This is a genomic window from Proteus penneri, from assembly GCF_022369495.1.
Taxonomy (GTDB): domain Bacteria; phylum Pseudomonadota; class Gammaproteobacteria; order Enterobacterales; family Enterobacteriaceae; genus Proteus; species Proteus penneri.
Genome location: NZ_CP059690.1, coordinates 2176028 through 2200804 on the forward strand (window position 1 = coordinate 2176028; position 24777 = coordinate 2200804).

At 36.8% G+C, this 24777-nt stretch carries 25 protein-coding genes and 1 other RNA gene; 12 read left to right on the forward strand and 14 right to left on the reverse strand.

What is annotated here, in order from left to right; translation table 11 throughout:
* Nucleotides 1–63: 63 nt before the first annotated feature.
* The 7 genes from lepB to trmN all read right to left on the reverse strand — a co-directional run bounded on the left by lepB (nt 64) and on the right by trmN (nt 6935).
* Entirely contained in the window at nt 64–1035 is a 972-nt protein-coding gene (lepB, locus tag H1225_RS09935) for a signal peptidase I (RefSeq protein ID WP_006533568.1), read from the reverse strand.
* A 14-nt stretch (nt 1036–1049) separates the two neighbouring features.
* Nucleotides 1050–2846, reverse strand: coding sequence for a translation elongation factor 4 (gene lepA / locus H1225_RS09940; RefSeq protein ID WP_072063262.1), 1797 nt, complete (start codon nt 2844–2846; stop codon nt 1050–1052).
* Nucleotides 2847–3147: 301 nt separating this feature from the next.
* A complete protein-coding gene (gene rseC / locus H1225_RS09945; RefSeq protein ID WP_006533571.1) occupies nt 3148–3612 on the reverse strand; it encodes a SoxR-reducing system protein RseC in 465 nt (154 codons plus the stop codon).
* Between the two features lie 12 nt (nt 3613–3624).
* A complete protein-coding gene (rseB, locus tag H1225_RS09950) occupies nt 3625–4593 on the reverse strand; it encodes a sigma-E factor regulatory protein RseB (RefSeq protein WP_072063263.1) in 969 nt (322 codons plus the stop codon).
* Between the two features lie 47 nt (nt 4594–4640).
* Nucleotides 4641–5267 (reverse strand): anti-sigma-E factor RseA, encoded by a 627-nt coding sequence (gene rseA / locus H1225_RS09955; RefSeq protein WP_202608224.1) that lies wholly within the window; start codon nt 5265–5267, stop codon nt 4641–4643.
* 38 nt (nt 5268–5305) lie between these two features.
* Complete coding sequence (gene rpoE, locus H1225_RS09960) at nt 5306–5884, reverse strand: RNA polymerase sigma factor RpoE (protein WP_006533574.1); 579 nt, start codon at nt 5882–5884, stop codon at nt 5306–5308.
* A 295-nt stretch (nt 5885–6179) separates the two neighbouring features.
* Nucleotides 6180–6935 carry a tRNA(1)(Val) (adenine(37)-N(6))-methyltransferase TrmN gene (gene trmN / locus H1225_RS09965; protein ID WP_109399838.1) on the reverse strand — a complete coding sequence of 252 codons (756 nt, stop codon included), beginning with the start codon at nt 6933–6935 and terminating at the stop codon, nt 6180–6182.
* 263 nt (nt 6936–7198) lie between these two features.
* Between trmN and srmB the strand changes: the two genes are divergently transcribed.
* Entirely contained in the window at nt 7199–8563 is a 1365-nt protein-coding gene (gene srmB / locus H1225_RS09970; RefSeq protein ID WP_219515319.1) for an ATP-dependent RNA helicase SrmB, read from the forward strand.
* 144 nt (nt 8564–8707) lie between these two features.
* Here srmB and grcA read toward each other — a convergent pair whose 3' ends face one another.
* A complete protein-coding gene (grcA, locus tag H1225_RS09975) occupies nt 8708–9091 on the reverse strand; it encodes an autonomous glycyl radical cofactor GrcA (RefSeq protein WP_023581591.1) in 384 nt (127 codons plus the stop codon).
* 335 nt (nt 9092–9426) lie between these two features.
* Between grcA and ung the strand changes: the two genes are divergently transcribed.
* Nucleotides 9427–10107: a uracil-DNA glycosylase gene (gene ung, locus H1225_RS09980; protein ID WP_006533579.1), complete on the forward strand. Its 681-nt coding sequence runs from the start codon at nt 9427–9429 to the stop codon at nt 10105–10107.
* 117 nt (nt 10108–10224) lie between these two features.
* Here the strand turns inward: ung and grpE are convergent, their stop codons facing one another.
* Nucleotides 10225–10836: a nucleotide exchange factor GrpE gene (gene grpE, locus H1225_RS09985; protein WP_109399836.1), complete on the reverse strand. Its 612-nt coding sequence runs from the start codon at nt 10834–10836 to the stop codon at nt 10225–10227.
* Nucleotides 10837–10936: 100 nt separating this feature from the next.
* Between grpE and nadK the strand changes: the two genes are divergently transcribed.
* From nadK to bamE, 3 genes are all read left to right on the forward strand, one after another.
* Nucleotides 10937–11836, forward strand: a complete 900-nt coding sequence (gene nadK / locus H1225_RS09990; protein ID WP_109847741.1) for an NAD(+) kinase — start codon at nt 10937–10939, stop codon at nt 11834–11836.
* An 87-nt stretch (nt 11837–11923) separates the two neighbouring features.
* Nucleotides 11924–13585 (forward strand): DNA repair protein RecN, encoded by a 1662-nt coding sequence (recN, locus tag H1225_RS09995; protein WP_109399834.1) that lies wholly within the window; start codon nt 11924–11926, stop codon nt 13583–13585.
* A gap of 113 nt (nt 13586–13698) precedes the next feature.
* Entirely contained in the window at nt 13699–14061 is a 363-nt protein-coding gene (gene bamE / locus H1225_RS10000) for an outer membrane protein assembly factor BamE (RefSeq protein ID WP_006533585.1), read from the forward strand.
* Nucleotides 14062–14267: 206 nt separating this feature from the next.
* Here the strand turns inward: bamE and H1225_RS10005 are convergent, their stop codons facing one another.
* Both H1225_RS10005 and H1225_RS10010 read right to left on the reverse strand, forming a co-directional pair.
* Complete coding sequence (locus tag H1225_RS10005; RefSeq protein ID WP_369961909.1) at nt 14268–14564, reverse strand: RnfH family protein; 297 nt, start codon at nt 14562–14564, stop codon at nt 14268–14270.
* The gene (locus H1225_RS10010) at nt 14554–14988 is read right to left on the reverse strand and encodes an SRPBCC family protein (RefSeq protein ID WP_006533588.1); all 435 of its coding nucleotides are present in this window, start codon (nt 14986–14988) and stop codon (nt 14554–14556) included. Before H1225_RS10010 ends, H1225_RS10005 begins: the two co-directional genes overlap by 11 nt.
* Nucleotides 14989–15143: 155 nt before the next feature.
* On the opposite strand from H1225_RS10010, the gene smpB reads away from it, so the two are divergent.
* The 3 genes from smpB (at nt 15144) to H1225_RS10025 (ending at nt 16491) form a co-directional block, all read left to right on the forward strand.
* A complete protein-coding gene (gene smpB / locus H1225_RS10015) occupies nt 15144–15626 on the forward strand; it encodes an SsrA-binding protein SmpB (protein ID WP_069367807.1) in 483 nt (160 codons plus the stop codon).
* A 59-nt stretch (nt 15627–15685) separates the two neighbouring features.
* Nucleotides 15686–16051, forward strand: a transfer-messenger RNA (tmRNA) gene (ssrA, locus tag H1225_RS10020).
* A 137-nt stretch (nt 16052–16188) separates the two neighbouring features.
* Nucleotides 16189–16491: a hypothetical protein gene (locus H1225_RS10025; RefSeq protein ID WP_161724817.1), complete on the forward strand. Its 303-nt coding sequence runs from the start codon at nt 16189–16191 to the stop codon at nt 16489–16491.
* Nucleotides 16492–16615: 124 nt separating this feature from the next.
* Here the strand turns inward: H1225_RS10025 and H1225_RS10030 are convergent, their stop codons facing one another.
* Together H1225_RS10030 and H1225_RS10035 are read right to left on the reverse strand one after the other, a co-directional pair.
* Nucleotides 16616–17824 (reverse strand): DNA cytosine methyltransferase, encoded by a 1209-nt coding sequence (locus H1225_RS10030; protein ID WP_239739105.1) that lies wholly within the window; start codon nt 17822–17824, stop codon nt 16616–16618.
* 37 nt (nt 17825–17861) lie between these two features.
* Nucleotides 17862–19088 carry an HNH endonuclease gene (locus tag H1225_RS10035; protein WP_161724810.1) on the reverse strand — a complete coding sequence of 409 codons (1227 nt, stop codon included), beginning with the start codon at nt 19086–19088 and terminating at the stop codon, nt 17862–17864.
* A gap of 741 nt (nt 19089–19829) precedes the next feature.
* On the opposite strand from H1225_RS10035, the gene hprR reads away from it, so the two are divergent.
* From hprR to H1225_RS10055, 4 genes are all read left to right on the forward strand, one after another.
* Nucleotides 19830–20522, forward strand: a complete 693-nt coding sequence (hprR, locus tag H1225_RS10040; protein ID WP_072063303.1) for a response regulator transcription factor HprR — start codon at nt 19830–19832, stop codon at nt 20520–20522.
* Nucleotides 20497–21855, forward strand: a complete 1359-nt coding sequence (locus H1225_RS10045) for a heavy metal sensor histidine kinase (RefSeq protein WP_109847747.1) — start codon at nt 20497–20499, stop codon at nt 21853–21855. The genes hprR and H1225_RS10045 overlap by 26 nt, the downstream gene beginning before the upstream one ends.
* Nucleotides 21856–21963: 108 nt before the next feature.
* A complete protein-coding gene (gene msrP, locus H1225_RS10050; protein ID WP_109847748.1) occupies nt 21964–22974 on the forward strand; it encodes a protein-methionine-sulfoxide reductase catalytic subunit MsrP in 1011 nt (336 codons plus the stop codon).
* Nucleotides 22974–23585, forward strand: a complete 612-nt coding sequence (locus tag H1225_RS10055; RefSeq protein WP_109847749.1) for a protein-methionine-sulfoxide reductase heme-binding subunit MsrQ — start codon at nt 22974–22976, stop codon at nt 23583–23585. Before msrP ends, H1225_RS10055 begins: the two co-directional genes overlap by 1 nt.
* Nucleotides 23586–23846: 261 nt before the next feature.
* On the opposite strand, the gene H1225_RS10060 is transcribed toward H1225_RS10055, so the two are convergent.
* Nucleotides 23847–24746 carry a PhzF family phenazine biosynthesis protein gene (locus H1225_RS10060; RefSeq protein WP_109847750.1) on the reverse strand — a complete coding sequence of 300 codons (900 nt, stop codon included), beginning with the start codon at nt 24744–24746 and terminating at the stop codon, nt 23847–23849.
* Between the last annotated feature and the right edge of the window lie 31 nt (nt 24747–24777).

The following is a 24777-nucleotide window of genomic DNA, read 5'->3' on the forward strand; positions in this document are numbered from 1 at the left end:
ATTAAAGAAGTGGCATATTCTACACTGAGATAGAAAGGAATGCTGTAGCTATTTTGTCAATAGTTACTTAATGCCACCGATACGACTGAGACGAACACCAGTTGGCCATTCATTCTCTACTTTTTCGAAGCTCATCCAGATTGTTGTTGCTTTACCGACTAAGTTTTTCTCTGGAACAAAGCCCCAGAAGCGACTATCTGAACTACCGTCTCGATTATCCCCCATCATGAAGTAATGACCTTCAGGAACAATCCACGTACCGACTGGTAATCCTGGTTGGATAAACTCGGGCATTGTCATATCACCCGGTATTGTCATAATACGGTGAGAGACTTTATCAATAGTTTCTACCCTTTCCTCTTCACGTAATTGAGTTGCTGTTGAAATAGGCTCCTCAATTGGAATGGATTTCATACCATTAATACGCTGGCCACCTGGTACATTTTGTAATAATAGCGTCCATTCACTTGGGTACGCAGTACCATAAGTTACTGATATTTCGTCATTACAAATGGCTTTATCACAATTTGGATAGATATGAAGTTTTTTCGACATCATATCATAAACAATTTTATCACCTGGCAATCCTATAACACGTTTAATAAAGTCAGTAGAAGGATCACGAGGATACTTAAATACTGCGATATCACCTCGTTTTGGCTTCCCTGTATTAATTAATGTGGTTTGCGTAATTGGATCTTTTAATCCATAAGCAAACTTTTCAACCAAGATAAAATCGCCAACTAACAAGGTTGGCATCATGGAGCGAGAAGGTATTTGAAACGGCTCATACACAAATGAACGCAGAACCAAAACAATAATCAAAACTGGGAATAAGGAGCCTAATGTCTCTGCCCAGCTTGGTTTATTAATTGATTTTGCTAACTCTTGCTGATCCTCGGACCCTTGCGTCATCTCTTGAAGACGCTTTAGTTTTGCTTTTCGGGCTGGCTTGAGCTTAAAGCGCTCAATTCCCCAAAAAACGCCTGTTATTAGCGTTGCCAGCGTTAGGATCAAGGCAAACGTGTTAGCCATGTTTTCTCCTTAAATTATTTATCTTTACCAACATGAAGAATGGCTAAAAACGCTTCTTGTGGTAGCTCTACGTTACCAATCTGCTTCATACGTTTTTTACCATCTTTCTGTTTCTGTAACAGTTTCTTCTTACGGCTAACGTCACCACCATAACATTTGGCTAATACGTTTTTACGTAACTGTTTAACAGTTGAACGAGCAATAATATGGTTGCCAATTGCCGCTTGGATGGCGATATCAAACTGTTGGCGTGGAATAAATTCTTTCATCTTTTCCACCAGCTCACGCCCACGATAAGGTGCATTATCGTTATGTGTAATCAATGCCAAAGCATCAACGCGATCACCATTAATCAAGACATCTACACGTACCATGTTAGAGCCTTGGAAACGAATAAAGTTATAGTCTAAAGAAGCATAACCGCGTGATGTTGATTTTAAGCGGTCAAAGAAATCTAATACCACTTCAGCCATCGGAATTTCATAAGTCAATGAAACCTGATTACCATGATAGACCATATTGGTTTGAACACCGCGTTTTTCGATACATAAAGTAATTACATTACCTAAGTATTCTTGCGGTAATAACATATGACATTCAGCAATAGGTTCTCTGATTTCTTCAATATTATTTAGTGGAGGCAATTTAGATGGGCTATCCACTGATATAATATCGCCGTTAGTCATTTCAACTTCATAAACTACGGTTGGGGCCGTTGTAATCAGATCAAGGTCATATTCACGTTCTAAACGTTCTTGAATAATCTCCATATGAAGGAGACCCAAGAAACCACAACGGAAACCGAAACCTAACGCGGATGAGCTTTCTGGCTCATAAAATAATGACGCATCGTTTAAGCTTAATTTACCTAATGCATCGCGGAATGATTCATAGTCATCAGAGCTAATTGGGAATAACCCCGCATAAACCTGTGGCTTAACTTTCTTAAAACCTGGTAAGGGTTTATCTGCTGGTTTTTGTGCCGCAGTTAAGGTATCCCCAACCGGCGCACCTAAAATATCTTTAATACCGCAAACAACCCAGCCGACTTCACCACAATTTAATGATGTAGTGTCGATTTGTTTTGGCGTAAAAATACCAATACGGTCAATGTTATAAACCTGTCCCGTACTCATTACCTTAATTTTATCGCCCTTGCTGACTTTACCGTTTTTAACGCGGATCAGTGAAACAACCCCAAGGTAGTTATCAAACCAAGAGTCAATAATCAGTGCTTGCAATGGAGCTTCAGGATCACCCTCAGGTGCGGGAATTTCTTTCACAAGGCGTTCGATAACTTCTTTAACACCTATACCTGTTTTTGCGGAACAACGCACCGCATCTGTAGCATCAATCCCCACAATATCTTCAATTTCTTCAGCAACACGCTCAGGCTCTGCTGCTGGTAAATCTATTTTATTTAAAACTGGAACGACGGTAAGATCCATATCCATCGCGGTATAACAGTTTGCTAATGTTTGCGCTTCAACCCCTTGTCCTGCATCAACGACCAATAAGGCGCCTTCACACGCAGCAAGTGAACGAGATACTTCATAAGAGAAGTCAACGTGTCCTGGGGTATCGATAAAGTTAAGCTGATAAACTTCACCGTCATCAGCGGTGTAATTCAAGGTTACGCTTTGCGCTTTGATTGTAATACCACGTTCACGCTCAAGATCCATAGAATCAAGAACCTGCGCAGCCATTTCACGATCTGATAAGCCACCACAAATTTGAATAATTCGATCTGATAACGTCGATTTACCGTGGTCAATATGTGCGATAATGGAAAAGTTACGTATGTTTTTCATTCTGAAATTATTTTTCTCTATTGCTTTGCTCTATAAATCTGGCTTTGGAGTCATTCATGGACACAAAGCGAAAACTCTATATTGCAGGAGTTATTATTGATGACGCATTCTACACACTAGAGACATTATACTCAAAGAAACGTTCATCAAACACAAACATTTATGCTAAGACTTGCATTTATTTGTAATTTTTTGCGGGTAATTTCCAGATATAGAAACGCGTTAATTTAAGATAGATATTATTACAAAAGCAACATGGCAAAAATAATGGGGCAAATGCCCCATCTGTTTAATCAACCCATTATTTTTGAAATTGAACGCTAAGTTCATTCGGTGGAAGCCCTATTTGCAATACAATAGGTTCAAAACCTTCATCTTTACTCCACCAGGTCGCCACTTTTTTAGCAAATAAGAAACCAAGGACACCGCCCATAAGTCCACTGCAAAAAATAGCAAATTCACTGGAAAACCAAAGACCCGCAATGCCTGCAACAATAAATAAGCCAATAAGTGGCGTTAAATACACTAGCATTGCGGAAAGAAGTAGATTATTTTCAGGAATACCCACTTCCACTTTTTGCCCTTCGACTAAAGGTTGTGCGACGGGGAGTTCGAGTTGATGAACTGTCTCAGGCCCTATTTTATTTAATAAATAAGAGCCACATGCAGCCCGAGCTTGGCAACTACCACAGCCAGAAGACGATCCATAGCGTAATAACGCTCTTCCTTCATGCCAATGTATAACTGTTGCCCACTCTTTAACCATAACTTATACCTTTTACTTTTTCGTAAATACAACACTGTTGACTATCTTCTGTGCCGTAGAAAATGGTAATTGACCAATAAAGGTAATTTCATTGCCTTCTTTGTCATAGGTATAAATTGTATTACGACCATACCTCAACATTTTATCGCGTTCGGGCGAATTAACCTGTTGACCACTTTTATTAACATAAATGGAGAAGTCAAATAAACCGTCGCTAAATAAAATAGACTGACTAAACTCGGTTTCAGAAATCTGATGGTGACTACGTTTTACCTCTTTAAAACCCTCAGGCAATTGACTAACCGACCAGTTATAAACCAGAGGTTTAGCTTTTGGTACAAGTAATAAAGGTGGCATATTGACGGTACGTAACGAATTAAGTTCAGTTTCGACTTCACTCCCTTCATTAACTGTGATTACTCGAAATTGTTCAATGATGTCATTATTTTTATCTAATAAATCGACTCTTAACGGCAGATATCTCTCTTCATCAATAAACAAGACATAATCATAACGGTCATTATTTTTCGATAGTACTCGAACAACTCGGCTTGGAATATCACCAATATGCGTTCTACCTGCATCAATAAAATTATAATAATCTGATAATTCATTGAAATCTTGGTAAATGATAGAAGGGATATAATCAACGATATGATCATTTCTTAAGCTAAAAGCATCTAAGCCTGGTTCAAAGTAACTGATTTCATCACCACGTTGAACTATTTCACGGCGAGTACTATCCATTTGCATTAGTTGTGCAAGGGGTTTGCCATCAATAAGAGTATGACGATAGCGAATAGGAACAATACCTTGAGAATTGATATTGATAAAAGATAATTCATAGGTAGAAGTTTGACTTGTATGACCCATCTTTTGCAACAAAGCCTTGACACTACCTATTTGCGGTTGTGCCAAGGCTTGTATCGGCATTGACAGGCTGCCCACCAATAATAAGGTGGATAACCATGATTTTTTCATTACGACAGTTTCATTCCCACACGTTATTTATACATTCACATCTATTATTACTGTGTTACTACAGATTGAGTTTCACCTTGAGCACTAACTGGTGCTTCATTTTGTGGTGCATTATAGATACGACGATCTAACTCATACTGTTGCAACATTAATCCAAGGCGTTGATTACGCTCTTGTAAACGTGTTTGTTGGTCTTTACCTAAAGTATCGTTTTGAAGATTTAGGCTTACTGGTGAACCCGCCCCCATAATAGGTTGAGTATTAAATACTGGCGTATCTACTTGGAAATCTTCAGAACCACTTTTTCCATTATATTGCTGAACACCAACAATAACAGCTAATGAAACACAAGCCGCAACACCGATTTGAGTTAACTGACTTGCCCAAGGACGTAACGTTTGTAAGAAAGAGTGCTGACGCCATTGTGATGGCGCAGGTTGCTGCTCTTGTTGTTGTTCAGGACTTATGCGAACAGGTTCATTCTCTAAAGCGAGCGCAACGCGACTTGCGATATCAAAGTGGACTACTTCACCTACATCACCACGCATTGTGTCACGAATTAAATGGTAGCGTTGCCATGTCTCCTTCATGGAGTCATCACGAGCAATTGCACCCATTAATTCTTTATCAAGAACTTCGCCATCCATAAATGCAGAAAGTTTTTCTTTTTGCATGTAAAAGTACCCTTCAGTCAATGATGGTTCACCCACAATTAAAACTCTTGTATTAATGGTTGAACCTTATTATCAATAGCTTCTCGCGCCCTAAAAATACGTGAACGAACTGTTCCGACAGGGCAATCCATAATGACTGCTATCTCTTCATAGCTTAGTCCGTCAAGTTCCCGAAGTGTAATAGCAACCCTTAAATCTTCAGGTAATGACTCTATGGTGTGAAAAACCACTCTCCGTAACTCTTCAGACAACATTAAATTCTCAGGGTTCGAAATTTCTTTTAGTGCGTTTGGTGATTCGAAATTTTCCACATCACTTGCATCTAAATCATTCGAAGGCGGACGTCGCCCCTGTGCAACCAAATAATTTTTTGCTGTATTCACTGCAATACGATAAAGCCATGTATAAAAAGCACTATCTCCACGGAAAGAACCGATGGCTCGATAAGCTTTAATAAAGGCTTCTTGCGAAACATCTGGCACATCACCCTGTGGTACATAACGGGAAATCAGGCTTGCTACCTTGTGTTGATAGCGGATAACCAGCAAATTAAACGCTTTCTGGTCACCATTTTGTACCTTTTCAACCAACATTTGGTCCGTTAACTGCTCGCTCATTAGAGATGGACTCTCCCGAAGTCAAGCTTCGCACTATTTTTAAATGACTCCGTCATATTTACTCTCGTTATTCCTTCTCGTTTTTATGAGCTACAAGACTTAGAGCGAAAAAATAGTATGAAGTTCAATTCAATCATTATTTTAAGAGATGAATCACAAAAAAAATATCATGGTGATCACCAACCAAAATGCAATTTGCCAATAAAAAAACGATAACACAATGATATTATTTAAATATATACAATTACTTACAACAATATATATTATCCTAAATAATATATTATTAAATATAGATTTAATAATATAAATAAAAGTCAGTCACCCAAGATTGGAACTTATCGGTATAGTGCCCGTCATTATGACGAATAATAAGTTCATCTATACTGCATTCAACACAGCCTTGGTTTTGTCTTTGAAATGCTAACAAAATTCGATGATAAGGTTTATCTGCGCTGTCTTTAATATTAACGCGTTTTACAACATTCCACTCTTTTTTTTCTGCAATTTCAATAAATTGCTCGCCAATAGAATAAGGCAATACAACACAGAATAAACCATCTTCGGTGATAAGTAATTGCGCACTATCCAATAATCCCTCATGCGTTAAGGTTTTGGTATAACGCGCTTGCTCACGAACATCATTACGACAAGCAATTGCTGGCTCAAAATAAGGAGGATTACTAACAATCAGATCATACTTATTTTGTGCTTGCTCTGCATAATGATGAATATCACTATGATAGATATGAATAAGTGAATGCCATTGTGACTCTTGGGCATTTTCCGTAGCTTGTAATGCCGCCTTTTCATCAAGTTCAATGCCATCAATACACTCAACTTTATTCGCTCGTTGAGCTAGCATTAATGCAATTAAGCCACTCCCAGTACCAATATCAAGTGCTCTTTTTATATTATTAATAGGCGCCCAAGCCCCTAATAAAACACCATCTGTACCCACTTTCATTTCACACTTATCATGAGCAACAAAAAATTGTTTAAATGTAAAACCACCTTTGCGTAATCCCGCTTTTTTCACTTTCTTTTGATTCATCTATAAACTCTATTGATTCGCCTTACTATCTCTTTTTATTACTTATCATTCATGTCATTGAAAAAGAGATATATGGTATGATAACGCTTCTGCAACCCCTATCTTAACATTAAACTATTTGTATACGATGCACGCTTATTTAGATTAAGCCTAAAAACAACGAATACCTTCGTCTATCGGTAATATATAATGTGATAGCGGTAAATCCTCTGGCTTTTAGCGGGGGATAATGTCAAAATCCGCGCCCTAAACAGAGGTATACAATGACAGCCACGACATTTTCCAGTCTTGAACTTGATGAAAGTTTATTGACCGCATTAGAAGAAAAAGGATATCAACGTCCTACTGCAATTCAAGCAGATGCTATTCCAGCAGCAATGGATGGACGTGATATTTTAGGCTCTGCGCCAACAGGCACAGGGAAAACTGCGGCATTTTTACTTCCGGCAATTCAACACTTGCTTGATTATCCACGTAAAAAATCAGGCCCGCCGCGTATTCTTATCCTAACGCCAACACGCGAACTTGCTATGCAAGTTGCCGAGCAGGCAAAAGAATTATGTGTGCACACACATTTAGATATCGCCACAATCACCGGCGGTGTTGCTTATATGAATCACGCTGAGGTTTTTAGCGAGAACCAAGATATCGTTGTTGCAACTACAGGTCGTTTATTACAGTACATCAAAGAAGAAAACTTTGACTGCCGTGCGGTAGAAATGCTGATTTTAGATGAAGCAGACCGCATGTTAGATATGGGTTTTGCTAATGATATCGAAACTATTGCAGGCGAAACTCGCTGGCGCAAACAGACATTACTGTTCTCAGCAACACTAGAAGGTAATGCGGTTATTGATTTTGCACAGCGTATCCTCAACGAGCCGGTTGAACTAAATGCCGATCCATCTCGCCGCGAACGTAAAAAAATTCAGCAGTTCTATTATCATGCTGATAATCTTGAACACAAAACCGCATTACTTGCTGCATTACTGAAGCAAAACGATGTTAAAAAATCGATTGTCTTTGTTCGTAAAAGAGAGCGAGTAAGAGAGCTTGTCACTGCATTAGAAAAACAAGGTATTAAATGTAGCTACCTTGAAGGTGAAATGGCGCAAACACAGCGTAACGATGCGATCAAACGTTTAGAATCAGGCAAAATGAATGTGCTTGTTGCCACAGACGTTGCTTCTCGTGGCCTTGATCTAGATGACATCACACACGTTTTCAACTTTGACTTACCTCGTACTGCCGATGTTTACTTGCATCGTATTGGTCGTACAGGACGTGCGGGTCGTAAAGGTATCGCAATTTCATTAGTTGAAGCTCACGATCACCCATTATTAGGTAAAATTGGCCGTTATGTTCAAGAACCCATTAAATATCGTGTTATTGCTGAACTACGTCCAGAAACCAAAGCACCAAGCCTGAAAGCAACATTCAAACCTTCTAAAAAAGTGCTTGCTAAACGCAAAGCGAAAAAAGAAGAAGAGAAAAAAGCAGTTAAAGAAAAAGTGCGGACTCGCGATCGTAAAAATATTGGTAAACGTCGCAAAGCAGTTGCTAAGCATACAGAAAAAAACGTTGCTCCTACTGCACCAGCAAAAGAAACGAATACTGATAACGAATAATCTGTATTCTTTATGATGTTATAAAAAACCGTAGCTATATAATAGTTACGGTTTTTTGTTATTTTATCTTTCTTCTTATTTTATATAAAAAAAGCCCGATATTTTCATATCGAGCTTATTATTAACTTATTACTTTAGTGAAAATTACAGGCTTTCTGTGAAAGTACGAGTAATAACATCACGTTGTTGTTCTGGGGTCAGTGAGTTAAAACGCACTGCATAACCAGAAACACGAATAGTTAATTGCGGATATTTCTCAGGATTGTTAACAGCATCTTCCAGTGTTTCGCGGCTTAATACGTTAACGTTAAGGTGTTGACCACCTTCTACACGAACAACCGGTTTAGATTCTACAGGTACTTCACGGTATTCGATATTGCCTAACTCTTTACGGTTAATCACTTGGCCTTCTTCAAAGCCTTTTTTAGCACAGATGCAACGAGCTTCGCCGTTTTCATCATCTAACAACCAGAAAGAGTGTAATAAATCGTCGTTATCAGCTTTAGTAATTTGGATACCAGTAATCATTTCGACCTCCAATTTGGGCGCAAAATCAAATTCTAATCTCATATCAGAACTTGGGTATTTGGTCTAACCAATGTTTCTGTCTACTTATATACCAGTATAAATGGTGCCATTCTTTGATAAATATCAATAAAATTCATAAGCACTTTACCTACCAAGGCGCAAAGTGTTGTTTTAAATCAATTATTATTAAAAGCTAACTTGCAATTTTTTTTGTAAATTTTCAAAGAAAAGTTGAGGAATCAATTAATTTTTTATTTTTAGTCCGTAATATTTTCATTCCCCTGATGAAATCGGTAAGCTTAGACACGATAAGATATCAACAAGGATTTTAGGTTATGACTGCACCATTAACTTGGCATGATGTGATAGGCGCTGAAAAAGAAAAGCCTTACTTTCATCAAATTATGTCTCAAGTCGCACAACAAAGAGCCGCAGGTAAAATTATTTATCCTCCTCAAGAAGATATTTTTAATGCTTTTCGTTTTACGCCTTTTGATAATGTAAATGTCGTTATTTTAGGACAAGATCCTTATCACGGCCCCAATCAAGCTCATGGGCTCTCTTTCTCAGTACGACCAGGCGTACCAGCCCCTCCTTCATTAGTCAATATGTATAAAGAGCTTGAAAAAGAATACCCTGATTTTAAACGCCCTAACCATGGCTATTTAGAAAGTTGGGCAAAACAAGGCGTTTTATTGCTTAATACCGTATTGACCGTAGAGAAAGGCCAAGCACATTCTCACGCTAATTATGGTTGGGAAATATTTACAGATGCTGTTATTGAGCAGATTAATCAACGTAGAGAAGGTGTTATTTTCCTACTTTGGGGCGCACATGCTCAGAAAAAAGGCCGTTTTATTGATACAAATAAACACGTTATTTTAAAAGCACCTCATCCATCACCACTTTCTGCTCATAGAGGCTTTTTAGGCTGTGGTCATTTTAAACAGGCTAATGATATTTTACAGCAACAAGGCCGAACACCAATCAATTGGCATCTTGATCCTATTGAATAAAATCACTCTATAAAATATAAAACCGCACAATAACAAGAATATTAAATAATCTTCGTGTTGTGCGGTTTACTTTATCTACATGTAATAGCACATGTGATAACTAATGTTTTATTGATATTATTTAGAAACGATAACCATCGCTGGGCGCAATAAACGACCGTTTAAGGTATATCCTTTTTGCATAACATCGACAACATGATTAGATTCATGCTCAGGGCTATCGATTAAAGTCATCGCTTGGTGAACTTCTGGGTTAAATGCCACATTTTTTTCTTCAACCACTTCAATGCCAAATTTACGAACGGCATCTAAGAATGACTTCAGTGTTAACTCTAACCCTTCAATCATTGGCTTTAATGATTCATTTTCATGATCAGCCGCAGATAACGCACGCTCTAAATTATCAAGTACCGGCAATAACTCATTAGAAAATTTTTCAAGTGCAAATTTATGTGCTTTCTCAATATCCTGTTGAGTACGGCGACGCACATTTTCAACTTCTGCTAAAGCACGAGCCATGGCTTCACGCTCTGTTTTTTGAGATTGCTCTAGTTGTTTTTCAAGAGAATCAATACGCGCTAATGCTTCCACTAACTCCGCTTGAGCATTAAAGTCCGCTTGTGCTTCTTCAGTTGTTACTTGCTCTTGAGACTCATCCATTACAGATCCCATTCCTTCTTTTTCTTTTGAGACTTGCTCTTCATGTACATTTTGTTCTTTACTACTCATGAACATCTCCGCGTAGTTTTAGTATTCATCTTCATATTTAGTTTATTATGGGGATCAATAAACGGGTTTCAAGGAATTGGCGCAAAACGAGGGTAAAAAAATGCCAGATAATACCGTAACGGAAGAAAAACACTTTAAATGTATTGGCATTGTTGGTCATCCACGCCACCCCGAAGCAATTTCAACTCATGAAATGCTCTATCATTGGCTATTGGCTCAAGGCTATGACGTTATTATTGATACACAAGTTGCTCAAGAACTAAAGCTAGAAAATGCACAAACAGGTGATCTAACTCAAGTTGGTAAAGCAGCCGATCTGGTCATTGTTGTTGGTGGCGATGGCAATATGCTTGGGGCTGCACGTGTTTTATCTCGTTATAACATCAAAGTGATTGGTGTTAACCGGGGTAATTTAGGCTTTCTTACTGACCTTGATCCTGATAATGCCTTACAGCAATTAACCAATGTATTGGCTGGGCACTATCGTGAAGAAAAGCGTTTTTTACTTGAAGCACGCGTCTATGCAGAAGGTCAAAGAAATCGCATTGGTACAGCAATCAATGAAGTCGTGCTTCATCCTGGTAAAGTGGCTCATATGATTGAGTTTGAGGTTTATATTGATGATCGTTTTGCTTTCTCTCAACGTTCTGATGGCTTGATTATTGCAACACCAACAGGATCAACAGCCTATTCACTTTCTGCGGGGGGGCCTATTTTAACTCCAAATCTTGATGCTATTGCACTTGTCCCTATGTTTCCACATACCTTATCAGCACGGCCTTTGGTTATCAGCAGTGATAGCCAAATTCGCTTAAAATTCTCACAAACAAATATCGATTATGAAGTCAGTTGTGATAGCCAATTAGTGTTACCAATTAAAGAGGGTGATGAAGTTATTATTAAAAGAAGCCGTCAAAAGCTCAACTTAGTTCATCCGACTGATTATAATTATTTTAATACACTCAGCTCAAAATTGGGTTGGTCAAAAAAAATGTTCTAATTTTTGTGCCTCACTACTTTACTGTATAAAAAACCAGTTTATACTGTATGTAATTACAGATATGTTTTTATACACAGGAGAGGCACTATGCTGACTCAATTAACCATTAGTCATTTTGCCATAGTCCGTGAACTTGAAATCGATTTTTCAGGTGGCATGACCACCATTACAGGCGAAACTGGCGCAGGTAAGTCTATTGCAATTGATGCTCTAGGTTTATGCTTAGGTAACCGTGGTGATGCTAATATGGTGCGCCCAGGTGCAACTAGAGCCGATTTATGTGCACGATTCTCACTCTCTGATACGCCATCAGCACAACATTGGCTTGAAGAACATCATCTTGATAATCATAACGAATGTCTATTAAGAAGGACTATCTCTGCTGATGGGCGTTCTCGTGGTTTTATCAACGGTACTTCCGTACCTCTTTCACAATTAAGAGAGCTTGGTTCCTTACTTATCCAAATTCATGGGCAACATGCTCACCAGCAACTTCTAGAGCCTCGTTATCAAAAACAACTACTAGATATCTATGCCCATGAACCTACTTTATTAAAAAACATGAAGTCGGCTTATCAAACATGGCATCAAAGTTGCCAAAATTTAGCCGCATTTCAACAACTCTCTTTAGAACGAGAAGCAAGGCAGCAACTGGTTGATTACCACTTAAAAGAACTCAATGAATTTCAGCCAGTACAAGGCGAATACCCTGAATTAGATCAAGAATATAAACGTCTTTCTAACTGCGGTCAGTTTTTAACGCTAAGTCAAAATAGTTTGCAAATTTTAAGCGACAACGAAGAGCAAAATATTTTAAGTATGCTCAACGTGGCTAAACATGAAATTACTGAACTAACCTCTATGGAAGGTCAATTCAATTCATTATTAGAGATGCTAGAAGAGGCTACCATTCAGATTAGTGAAGTGAGTGATGAACTTCGTCATTATAGCGATCGCTTAGAGATGGATCCTAATCGCTTATTTGAAGTCGAAAAACGTATGTCTAAGTACATTAGTTTGTCACGCAAACATCGCGTTGCACCTGAAGAACTTTATGATCTTCATCAGCAATTAATTGAAGAAAAAAATGCCTTACTTCGTCAAAATGACGACTGTGATGCCTTAATAGAACAAGTCAAAGCTGACCATTTAATTGCATTAGATGTCGCCAAAAAACTGCATCAAGTTCGCCAACAATATGCAAATGAGTTAAGTCAACTTATTACTAATAGTATGCATCAGTTATCAATGCCACATGGTTATTTTACTGTTGATACCTATTTTGATGACAGTTCACTGCAAATTGATGGTGCCACAAAAGTTGAATTTAATGTCACCACCAATCCAGGACAACCTCATCAAGCGCTTTCTAAAGTGGCTTCTGGTGGTGAGTTATCTCGCATTGCGCTCGCAATCCAAGTGATCACAGCAAAAAAAATGGATACACCAGCACTTATTTTTGATGAAGTCGATGTGGGTATCAGTGGTCCAACAGCAGCGATTGTGGGCAAATTGCTCCGTGAATTAGGTGAGTCAACTCAAGTGATGTGTGTCACTCACTTACCTCAAGTTGCAGGTTGTGGTCATCAACACTATTTCGTTAATAAAGAAACCAATGGTGAAGAGACAGAAACCACAATGAAACTATTATCGAAAAAAGAACGATTACAAGAGCTTGCCCGTTTATTAGCAGGAAGTGAAGTCACCAAAAATACCTTAGCAAATGCGAAAGATTTGTTGGCTGCATAACGATTAACAAACTTTTATTGATATTTAAGGTCATAGGCAGAGCGTGAAAGGTTTTCAATTGCTGCGTTGTCGATTATCATCGTCACTATGACCCTAAAAGGAATGTAATAACCATGCGTTTTAAACTGTTAAAAGTTGCCGCCTTATCTTTAGTCGTAATGACTTCTGGTTGCTCTATGTTCGAGAGACTGGTTTATCACCCAGATATCAATCAGGGAAATTATTTAACACCAGCCGAAGTCGCAAAAGTTCAGCAAGGAATGACACAGCAGCAAGTTCAATTTGCCCTTGGTACGCCAATGCTTAAAGATCCTTTCGGAAGCCAGACTTGGTATTATGTTTTCCGTGAAGAACCTGGTCATCAGAAAGTACGTCAAGAGACGCTCACCCTGACTTTTGATAGCAATGGCATACTGACTAAGATTGATAAGCAAGGCAATATGCCTAACTTCGCAGCACCTGAAACAAAATCGTAATACGATTACTGTGCTAAGAAGGCTTAGTTTTGTATAAGATTGGCAAAAACGAATTGCACCCCATACGTTAAATTTGACGTTGGGGTGTGTTTTTATAAAGAGGAATTGCTTTATAACAGTGTTGTCTTTTTATTGTATCTGACTGTAACCAAATGGCCTATCAACGTAGTATGTGACGCCCCTTTTATTATTGGGCAAACATAATATTAGTCCGCTTTTTGTCGTGCTTTTTCAGCACGCTTACGGCGCATTTCTTTAGGATCAGCAATTAAAGGTCGATAAATTTCAACTCTATCACCGTCTCGCACATTATCGCTTAACTTTGCTGGTCGACTATAAATACCCACTTTATTCTTAGTTAAATCAATATCATTACAAATCGTTAAGATATTTGAAGCAATAATAGCTTGTTCAACAGTATCCCCTAATGTTAGTTCAACAGGGATAAGGTACTGTTTGTCGGGCAACGCATAGGTTACTTCTACCCATATTTTAGTCACGATAAATCTCTTTCGCTCGGTGAGTAAATGCTTGAACCATATTGTTCGTTAAATCCTTAAAAATACGCCCAAAAGCCAACTCAATTAATTTATTAGTGAACTCAAAGTCTAGCTGAAATTCTATCTTACACGCATTATCATCAAGTGCGGTAAACACCCATCCCCCAGTCAATTTACGAAAGGGGCCATCAACAAGACGCATATCAACACGTTCATTAGTCTTTAAAAAGTTATGGGTAGTAAATGTTTTACTAATTCCCGCTTTTGAAACATTTATTGATGCAATCATTTCTTCTGGTGTGCTTTTGATCAGTTTACTTCCAACGCATCCTGGTAGAAAATCAGGATAAGTAAGAACATCATTAACCAGTTTAAACATTTGCTCTGTACTAAAAGGGACGAGAGCAGATCGACTAATCTGAGGCATAGTTATTCCTGTACGACAACACTGTGTGGATCATATCATTGAACAGTGACTAATTAAAAATCTAATGGAATATAGCTTAAGTTTTATGCAATTGAAAAGAAAACAGTCAGTTAAATGATTTCTTTCTATTGCTCATACAGTATAATGTGGAAATTATGACAAAGAAAAAATCACACAAACCTGGTTCTGCGACCATTGCGTTAAACAAACGCGCTCGCCATGAATATTTCATTGAAGATGAGATAGAAGCGGGCTTGGCTCTCCAAGGTTGGGAAGTTAAATCACTGCGTGCAGGAAAAGCCAACATCAGTGATAGCTACGTTGTCATGCGTGACGGTGAAGCTTATCTTTTTGGTGCAACCATTACACCTTTAAATGTTGCATCAACTCATGTGGTTTGTGATCCGACACGTACCCGTAAATTATTATTAAAACAGCGTGAACTTGATAACCTTTATGGTCAAATTAACCGTGATGGTTACACCGTTGTTGCTCTCTCCCTTTATTGGAAAAACGCTTGGTGCAAAATCAAAATTGGCGTTGCAAAGGGTAAGAAAGATCACGATAAACGTGAAACGATTAAAGATCGTGAATGGAAATTAGACAAAGCACGTATTATGAAAAATGCTAACCGCTAAATTGCGTTAAGTACTAGCTATTACAAGTATTTTTCTGATATACTCGCTTTTAACAACTTGGGGCTGATTCTGGATTCGACGGGATTTGCGAAACCCAAGGTGCATGCCGAGGGGCGGTTGGCCTCGTAAAAAGCCGCAAAAAATAGTCGCAAACGACGAAAACAAACTAGCACTAGCAGCTTAATAACCTGCTCAGAGCCCTCTCTCCCTAGCTTCCGCTCTTAAGACGGGGATCAAGAGAGGTCAAACCCAAAAGAGATCGCGTGGATGCCTAGCTTGGGGTTGAAGCGTTAAATTTAATCAAGCTAGCTTATTCATGGCGTGTCTGTCCGCAGTGGGTAAGTGAAATCAAAGACTAGACTAAGCATGTAGTGCCGCGGATGTAGAAATTTCGGACGCGGGTTCAACTCCCGCCAGCTCCACCACTATCTAACGACCTGATTCTTAACAAGTTTCAGGTCGTTTTTCTTTCTATTATGTCGAAATTGTGCCGCAGGAATGTACCGCATGACGACATTAAAACTCCCCCACTACCTTTACCTACGTGCTAATATACAATGATATGGAAACATGTAAGCAAGCTCAAAGCCAGCTGACCGTTGCAGGTACGAAAGGAATGTCCATAAAATCCACCTGTAGAGAAACACCTATGTACTACCCTTCAGGGCCTTATCTCAGCGGTGTTCTTGCTGGTGGAAAAGGCACCCAAGCAGGTAAAACCCCACCTTATTCAGAACTTCACGTATTTGAAGATGATGAATATGAAACTTGTGTAGGTGCTATAAAAGAAATGGCTAAGAATATGGAAAATGAACCCGCAATGCATGCCGTGTTTTTCTGCGTACCAATACAAAAGAAAGTGTGATTAATTCCCAATTAAAACAGCAAGTCCAAAACATAATGGGCTTGCTATTAGATTCGGACAATATGGGTTTTATACAAATCACAACATAATTACAATTCAAACCTAAGCATAACTAACATTTGTATTATTTATCAAAGAATGATACGTAAAATTGCCATGCAAGCTGAGCAGCCAAAACAGGGGGAACTGCATTCCCTACTTGAGTAAACTGCCTTGAATGTGTTCCGAGAAACTCATAATCATCAGGAAAAGTCTGTAATCTTGCAGATTCCCTAACAGATAGCGTTCTAGGAATCATTGGATGCAAATGTGAACGTCCCCCTCCTGATGCCCCTCCAGCAATAACTGTTTTAGATGGAAGAAGTGGATCAAGTCGATCAACCCTACCCAATTTATCTCTTCCACCTAATGGCAATTTTACATATCGAACAATAGATGAAACTTGATGCTTCCTCGTCACATGGTTAGGCAATAGATTCATATTTCCCTTTAATGCCACACCACAGGGCACCAACTGTTCAGATGGTTCAGGTTCAATAAAAGACTTATTGAGCCGATTACCAACAAGAAACATTCTATTTCGATTTTGGGGTACTAAGTAATTGGCAGCATTTAATATTAATGGCTTTTCTACTGTGTAACCATTTTCAGTTAATAATTCAATTGCCTTATTTAATTGAACTCCGTTATCAACATCTATTAAGCCAACAACATTCTCTACAAGAAAAGCCGCTGGTCGAAACTTTAGAATTAACCTTATGTAATCAAAAAGTAAATTCCCGTTTTTTTCATGAGAAAAACCAACTCTTTTAAAATTCACATCATTTTTACTAAATCGTTGATTCGCTGCAATAGAAAAAGGCTGACATGGTGGTCCTCCAATAAAAACCCCGGGGTAATCAATAGATACCCCTCGTTGCTCTAAAGTCAAACATATATTTTCAAAATTGGAAACGTCCCCATTATCTAATGGGGGACCTATGACTGTCCACTGAGGTCTGTTATATCTTAATGTGCTGCAAAAAATAGGATTAACTTCAACTAAAGCGTCATGAGAGAATCCAGCGGATTCAAACCCTAAATCTAACCCCCCCGCACCAGAAAAAAAACTTACAACCGGAACTTTATGGTTTTTTTTTCTTAAATCATTTAATGTCACATACTTAGCATTTGATAGTTTCTCATTCCCACTTATCTCAATATTACTTTCATAACGTAGGTCATCGTAAGTCCAACCGTGTTGGCATAGTATTTCATCAAGCTTAACACCCGCTTGCTCTGCTTCCCTTAATATGGAATTTTGCTCTAAAGTTTGTTTAAGTGGATTTTTCATACAGTATATTGAGAATTACCTTACTTTAAGTTATGCGTTACTCTGTGGAAGTATACAGTGCTTTAGCTTGTTCATAAACAGCAAAGGCCTCTTCTTTAGAAGAAAAATCCGATTTATTATTTACTTTTAAATAGTTACGATAGAATTGATGTACCGCCTTATGACATGAGGGGCATAGACCAATGATATCTTCCAATAAAGTAAAGTTACCTTGCACTCGTATTGAAGAAGATAATGGCAATTTGTGATGGATTTCGATTAAATTAACTACCCAAGGATACTGAGTTCGCATAGTTTTATGGCACATATCACATTTGGAAGGTTCTTTTGATGCATTCAAATAATGTTGACGTAGCTTACTATTTCTCTCCAATCGTATATGGTTGCTCATCCTCCTTTGACCTTCTTCATACGCAACTACATGGTCATTATCTATATGGTCAATAACATCAATCTCAGATTCTCTTAGGGTTAATAGCTCAAGGTAATCACTTGAAAAATCTGATTTATCTTTCTTCTTCCCTAAAGCAATTATTGCTAAATCAGCGTTATTAGGTATATTCGTGCAAACTATTTCAGGTTTCAATGTTAAATATAGCTTCTCTATTTCATCTAGTTTATACAATACATCAATATATAAATGATTTTTATTCCAAAATAGAAAACTAATTTGACTCATAACTTTCAGCATTTCATTAACTTGCCTGCGTTCATCGCCTTTAGCAATATGACTTGTAGCCCTTATTTTTGAGTAAAAAATAAAATCTTCAAGACCAGTAACATTATTTCCTACTAAAAAAGTGAATACATCATCGACAGTAATCCCCTTTTCAATGAAAGGCACTGTCAAAAGTAGCTTAATTATCGCCAGCATAGGATATGTAGGCGTAGCAGAACTATCATACTGATCAAACACTGGTGATGGATAGTAAAAACGCCGGGCTAGCGTAAGGAAATACAAGTCTGAATCACTAGCCATTTCTCCAAAGGATAAAGATTTTGCAATATCAGTACAATGAAATACTCCATCAACTCTTGATGCAATTAAACCTAATTTAACTACTCGAGCGTAATTACGCCATACTTTATAAGTACTGGGAGAAAATGGTAACTCTGTGGCATTTTGTAGAGGAATCCTTAAAATATCAATAGATGTTTTTGTATCTTTACACCCATTCATTTCAACAAAAACCGAAGCTATTTTTCTAATATTTTCAATTGTAAAATATTCAAGCCTACCTTGATCCCAACGCCACTTATTCATTATATTATCTCCTTTTGTCACATAACTGGATCCTATTGCCAAAATTCAATATAGCAAGAAGAAGATTAAATATTTACCCATCTAGCTAAAAAAGCAGCCATAAATTGATGGATCGGGAGTTGAATTCAAAGAGATAATATATTGATATTGTGATAATAAACCGACTGTGCCACACTATTGTGCCATTAACCTCATCGACATAGATAGAAGAATCAAACAGTTATATTGGGGAGGAGCTTCAAGCCAGCTCCACCAAATTTGGTGGGTCAGTGATAGGACAACGGTTTCAAAAACAAGTAGTTAGCGAAATTGGCAAGACTACACACTGACAATAAAAAGACTTTAAAGTGCACACCAAATGCACGTGCGTTTTAAAGTTTAGAAAAGCTCACTTCGGTGGGCTTTTTTAGTTTCAATGACCAAGCAAATACTTTTATCCTCTTCAACTTTTATAGCATATTCATCAATAAATTATTGCTAAACCCTAGCCGCATACATATAAGTTTTACAATTTTTTATTAAGAATGAGAATACAAAAACGAGTGAATTTCTGGAATAAAATTAGTTACTTACTCTTTTACATAAAAGCTATTTAATAACAATGTAATGAGTCTCTGAAATCTATTATTACAAGGTCATTTTTAGTAAAAACTATCATATTTAATTAGCTCTATTAATCCTATATATGACTAGTTTAAAATAATACAAAATACCTATTCTAAAGAGTTTAAGAGGATCATAATGAAAATACTCTTAATTGAAGATCACGAAAAAACGGCCAATTGGGTTAAAAAAGGGCTAGAAGAAGCTGGATATACTATTGATATTACGAATGATGGTCGTGATGGCCTCTATTTAGCATTAGAAAATGATTACAAATTGATTATTCTTGATATCATGCTTCCCGGAATGAACGGTTGGAATATTTTAAAAATATTACGCACATCAAAGTCAGTCCCTGTGATTTGTTTAACAGCAAGAGATGCTATAGATGACCGAGTTAAAGGATTAGAATTAGGTGCAAACGATTATTTAGTAAAACCTTTCTCATTTTCAGAATTATTGGCAAGGGTCAAAAATCAATTAAGAGTTCAACAAAATATTTCAACAATTATTGAAATTGCTGACTTAAAAATCAATTTATCTCGTCATGAAGTGGAGCGTAATAATATACAGATCCCAATGACTCGCCAAGAATATTCTTTATTACTTTTTTTTGCTTTACATATTAATGAAATATTACCTAGGACATTAATTGCAAGCGAGATTTGGGGAATTAACTTTGATAGTGATACTAATATTGTAGATGTTGCTATCCGTCGTTTACGAAAAAAAATTGATGATGGATTTGAAATCAAATTAATCGAAACGGTTAGAGGAATGGGATATAGGCTAAATGGAGTCAATAATGAAAACAAAATCACTGAGATTTAAAATTATCTCTTTATTTATCATATTGATGATTGCAAATGCAGGTTTTATGTCTTTAACGCTTTATCAATCGCTTAAAAATGAATTAATATCTCGTGATAATACCTTACTTGTAAATCGTGCAGACCAATTAGTAAAGTTAATTAATAGTGGAATTGATATCAAAACATTACCTATCTATTTTCAACGTATGATGGATATGCAACAAGATATTATTTATATTACGGATGCTAATAATAAAATTTTAGTTGATACTAATTCAGATATTTTATTTACAGATCATCTAAAAACCACTGATACAAAGAATATAGATTTAAACATGATTACCTCCTGGGAAACAGAATCAGGAGTTCCTGTTTCGGCTATTAACTTTACAATAGAATCACCAATAGGCGTGTTAAATGTTGTGATCGCCAAAGCATCCTTTGTGCGCATCAGTATGCTAAGCGAATATTTAAGTAAAATATTAATTATCTCATTGGCTTCTATTTTATTTATGGGAATATTAAGTTTTTGGTTAATTAAACATGGATTGAGAGATATCCGTTTTCTTAGCCAAATTACGGCTAAAACAGATATACATACTCTTAGTCAAACCATAAATATCTCACAACTTCCCAATGAACTGAAAAGTTTAGGTGACTCATTAAATATAATGAGAAAAAGGTTAAAAAATGATTTTATAAAGTTAACTCAATTAGCAGATGACTTGGCTCATGAACTCAGAACCCCCATTAACGCTATAAAACTTCAAAATGAAATTATGTTACAACGTTCTCGTAGCGTAGAAGAATATGAATCAATTATTATTAGTAATATTGAAGAATTGGATAAACTTGCAAAAATAATTGAAAATGTTTTATTTATCGCTCGTGCTGAAAATAAAAATATCATTTTAAATAGAGAAAGCTTGAATTTATCGGATCTAATTGATGAAATTTATAACCTATTTTCCTTTTATGCAGAAGAAAAACAGATTACCTTATTAAAAGAGCCTACAACATTAACAGTTAGTGCAGATCACTTACTTTTTACTCGCATATTAATGAACCTCATATCAAATGCAATTAAATATTCTCCTGCTAATACACAAGTCGTTACTCAATGTAAAAAAGAAAAAAATCAGTTACTGATTTGTATCAGTAATATTGGTGATGAATTGAATCAACATGAACAAATATTTACTCGTTTTTGGCGTGGTGATAATGCAAGAACAACAGAGGGAAGTGGCTTAGGTTTATCAATTGTACAAGCGATTATGACATTACATGAGGGTAAAGTCAGTTACGAGCGTATTGGAAAACATAATGTATTTATTTTAGCCTTTCCATGCTAATTACGCGATATGACAAAATTGTCATCTTTTTGTCAGCTTTTTTATAAAACATATCTGCATAATTAACTTATCAATCAAATATCTTCTTAATTATGTAGAGGTAACATCATGAAAAAAAACAGGAAAAATAATCTATCAGAAATTACACCTGAATCTGTTTTTATGATGAAACGACGTAATTTACTAAAATTATTAGGCATCGGCGCTACTGGAATAGCGGTTTCATCCACTGTAAAAGCCGATTTATTTTCATGGTTTACTGAAGATAACAAACCAACGACACCAAAATCATCCCGTAAAGAATTACAATTTATTCAACCTGAAGAATATCAATCTTCATTACAATTAACTCATGAAGATAAGGTAATCGGATATAACAATTTCTATGAATTTGGCCTTAATAAATCCGATCCTGCTAAGTATGCACACACAATGAAAACAGAAGAATGGACATTAACTATTGATGGTGAAGTTAATCGCCCACTTACTTTAAACTTAGACGATATTAATCATAAATTTCAATTAGAAGAACGCATCTATCGTATGCGTTGTGTTGAAGCATGGTCGATGGTCATTCCTTGGGTCGGTTTTCCATTAGCGAGCTTACTTTCTTTGGTTGAACCCAATAGTCGTGCAAAATATGTTGCCTTTGAAACGCGTTATGCACCACTGGAGATGCGCGGACAAGATAGTCGCTTCATTGGCGGCGGTTTGCAATACCCGTATGTCGAGGGATTAAGACTCGATGAAGCAATGAATCCACTCACATTATTGGCGACAGGAGTATATGGAAAATCCTTGCCAAACCAAAATGGCGCACCTATTCGCCTTGTTGTTCCGTGGAAATATGGATTTAAGGGGATCAAATCCATTGTCAAAATTCGCTTAACTGAGTCAATCCCACCAACAACGTGGAATCTTTCGGCACCACATGAATATGGTTTTTATGCAAATGTTAATCCAGATGTTAGCCATCCTCGTTGGTCACAAGCAACAGAACGCTTTATAGGCACAGGTGGATTAGGTCAAGTTACAAGACAACCAACACTATTGTTCAATGGCTATGGCGACCAAGTCGCGCATTTATATAAAGATTTAGATTTACGGAGAAATTTCTAATGAAACCAGTATATGGAATAGAAGTTAAATTATTAAAAACCATATTCCATCTTATTGGTTTATTGGCTTTCACTTGGCTTATTTATACAATTTATACGCAAAATTTCAGCGCAGATCCTTCAAAAGATATTCAGCATTTTACTGGAATTACAACGTTACGTTTATTAATTATATTAGCTCTGATCCCTATGGCTGCTTTTTGCTTAAAATTAAACACATTATTTCAAGTAAGAAAACTATTAGGGTTATGGTGTTTTTTTTGGGCTAATTTACATTTAGCAAGTTATCTGCTACTTGAAATAGGTTGGGAAAATATTACTTTCTTTTTTAGCGAAGTTTTTTCCCGTACTTATCTTATTATAGGCGCTTTATGTTGGATAATTTTATTATTGATGGCTATAAGTTCATTTGATTGGTTAAAAAATAAATTTAATCAAGAATGGAAAAGAATACATAGTCTATTTTATCCACTCTTATTATTAGTCTGTATTCATTATTTTTTATCATTAAAATCGCCAACACCAGAGCCTATTATTTATCTAATTATTATTGGATTAACTTACCTTTTTCGCTTTTGGCAACAGAAAAAAAACAAATCAACTAATATATAAAATAATTTACCCACCAATTTAATTCTAATATTATATAAATGAGCTTATTAAAGCCTCATTTAAGAGGCTTTAATAAATTGTAATAAACTATTTACATTATAGTAAGCCGTTGTGTCAAATACAGTTTAAAAATCAATATGATATAGCCATTCACAGCCATTCCGTATTGCTTGATTACCTTCTTTTCGTGCTGAATAAGTCATAAATATCCCTGCACCATATTTTTTATCCGCATTATCATAAGATAAGGAAGAAACCCATTTAACAGGTTGTATAGAAAGTAATAATCTTCGAGCCTATCATTGTTGCTTTTCCTCCCACTCTCACTCGACTAATTGTATTTTCTGTTGAATCAATAATAACGTGAATAAGAGAAGAACATTGCATTGCACGCCCCTGCTCTAATAGAAAATGCGTTTTATGAGGGAAAACATGCTTAACAAGATAGCAGCCTAAAGCGCCACTAGAACTCCCTGTAGCAGATTCTTCATTGATGCCATATAAAGGTGCAAAGTTACGGCAATGAGCTGTAATTTCTTTATCTTGGCTAAGCTCAAAAACATGAAAGCCAATAGTATTAAATTCACGACTTAAGTCTGCAATCGCATCAAAATTCGGTTTTAGCGTATCTAATTGCCCAAATTGTACGGGGATCAAAATATCAGATAATCCTGTTGAAAATATCTCAATAGGTAAGCCTGTTTCTGAAATAACTTCGCAATTTACTCCCAATGCAGCAGCCACTGCATCGATCTTTGGAGCTTGTCGTGAAACAGGCAGTGTTTGCTCCATAACAACATTTTCAGTATCAATTGCTACGCTTAAAATACCTGCCTTCGTTTTTTGTGTGTAATGGCCAGAAGCCAATAAATTGAGTGAAGATAAAGTGAAAAATACCGCTAATGTAGCATGACCACAAAAATCGACTTCTCCTTCAGGAGTGAAAAAATTAACTTCAAAATCAGTCTCATCACCTCGATAGACAAAAGCTGTTTCAGAAAAGCCGACTTCTTTAGCGATAGCTATTTTCTGTTCATCACTTAATTGAGGGGGATTTAGTACTACGCCAGCAGGATTCCCCCCTGTATTATTCCGAGTAAATGAGTTTACAAGGTATACTTTGATCTCGTGCTCTACTGAGCGTATAGCTTCATTCTGCATATATTTTCCGTATTACTTCAAATCGCATTAA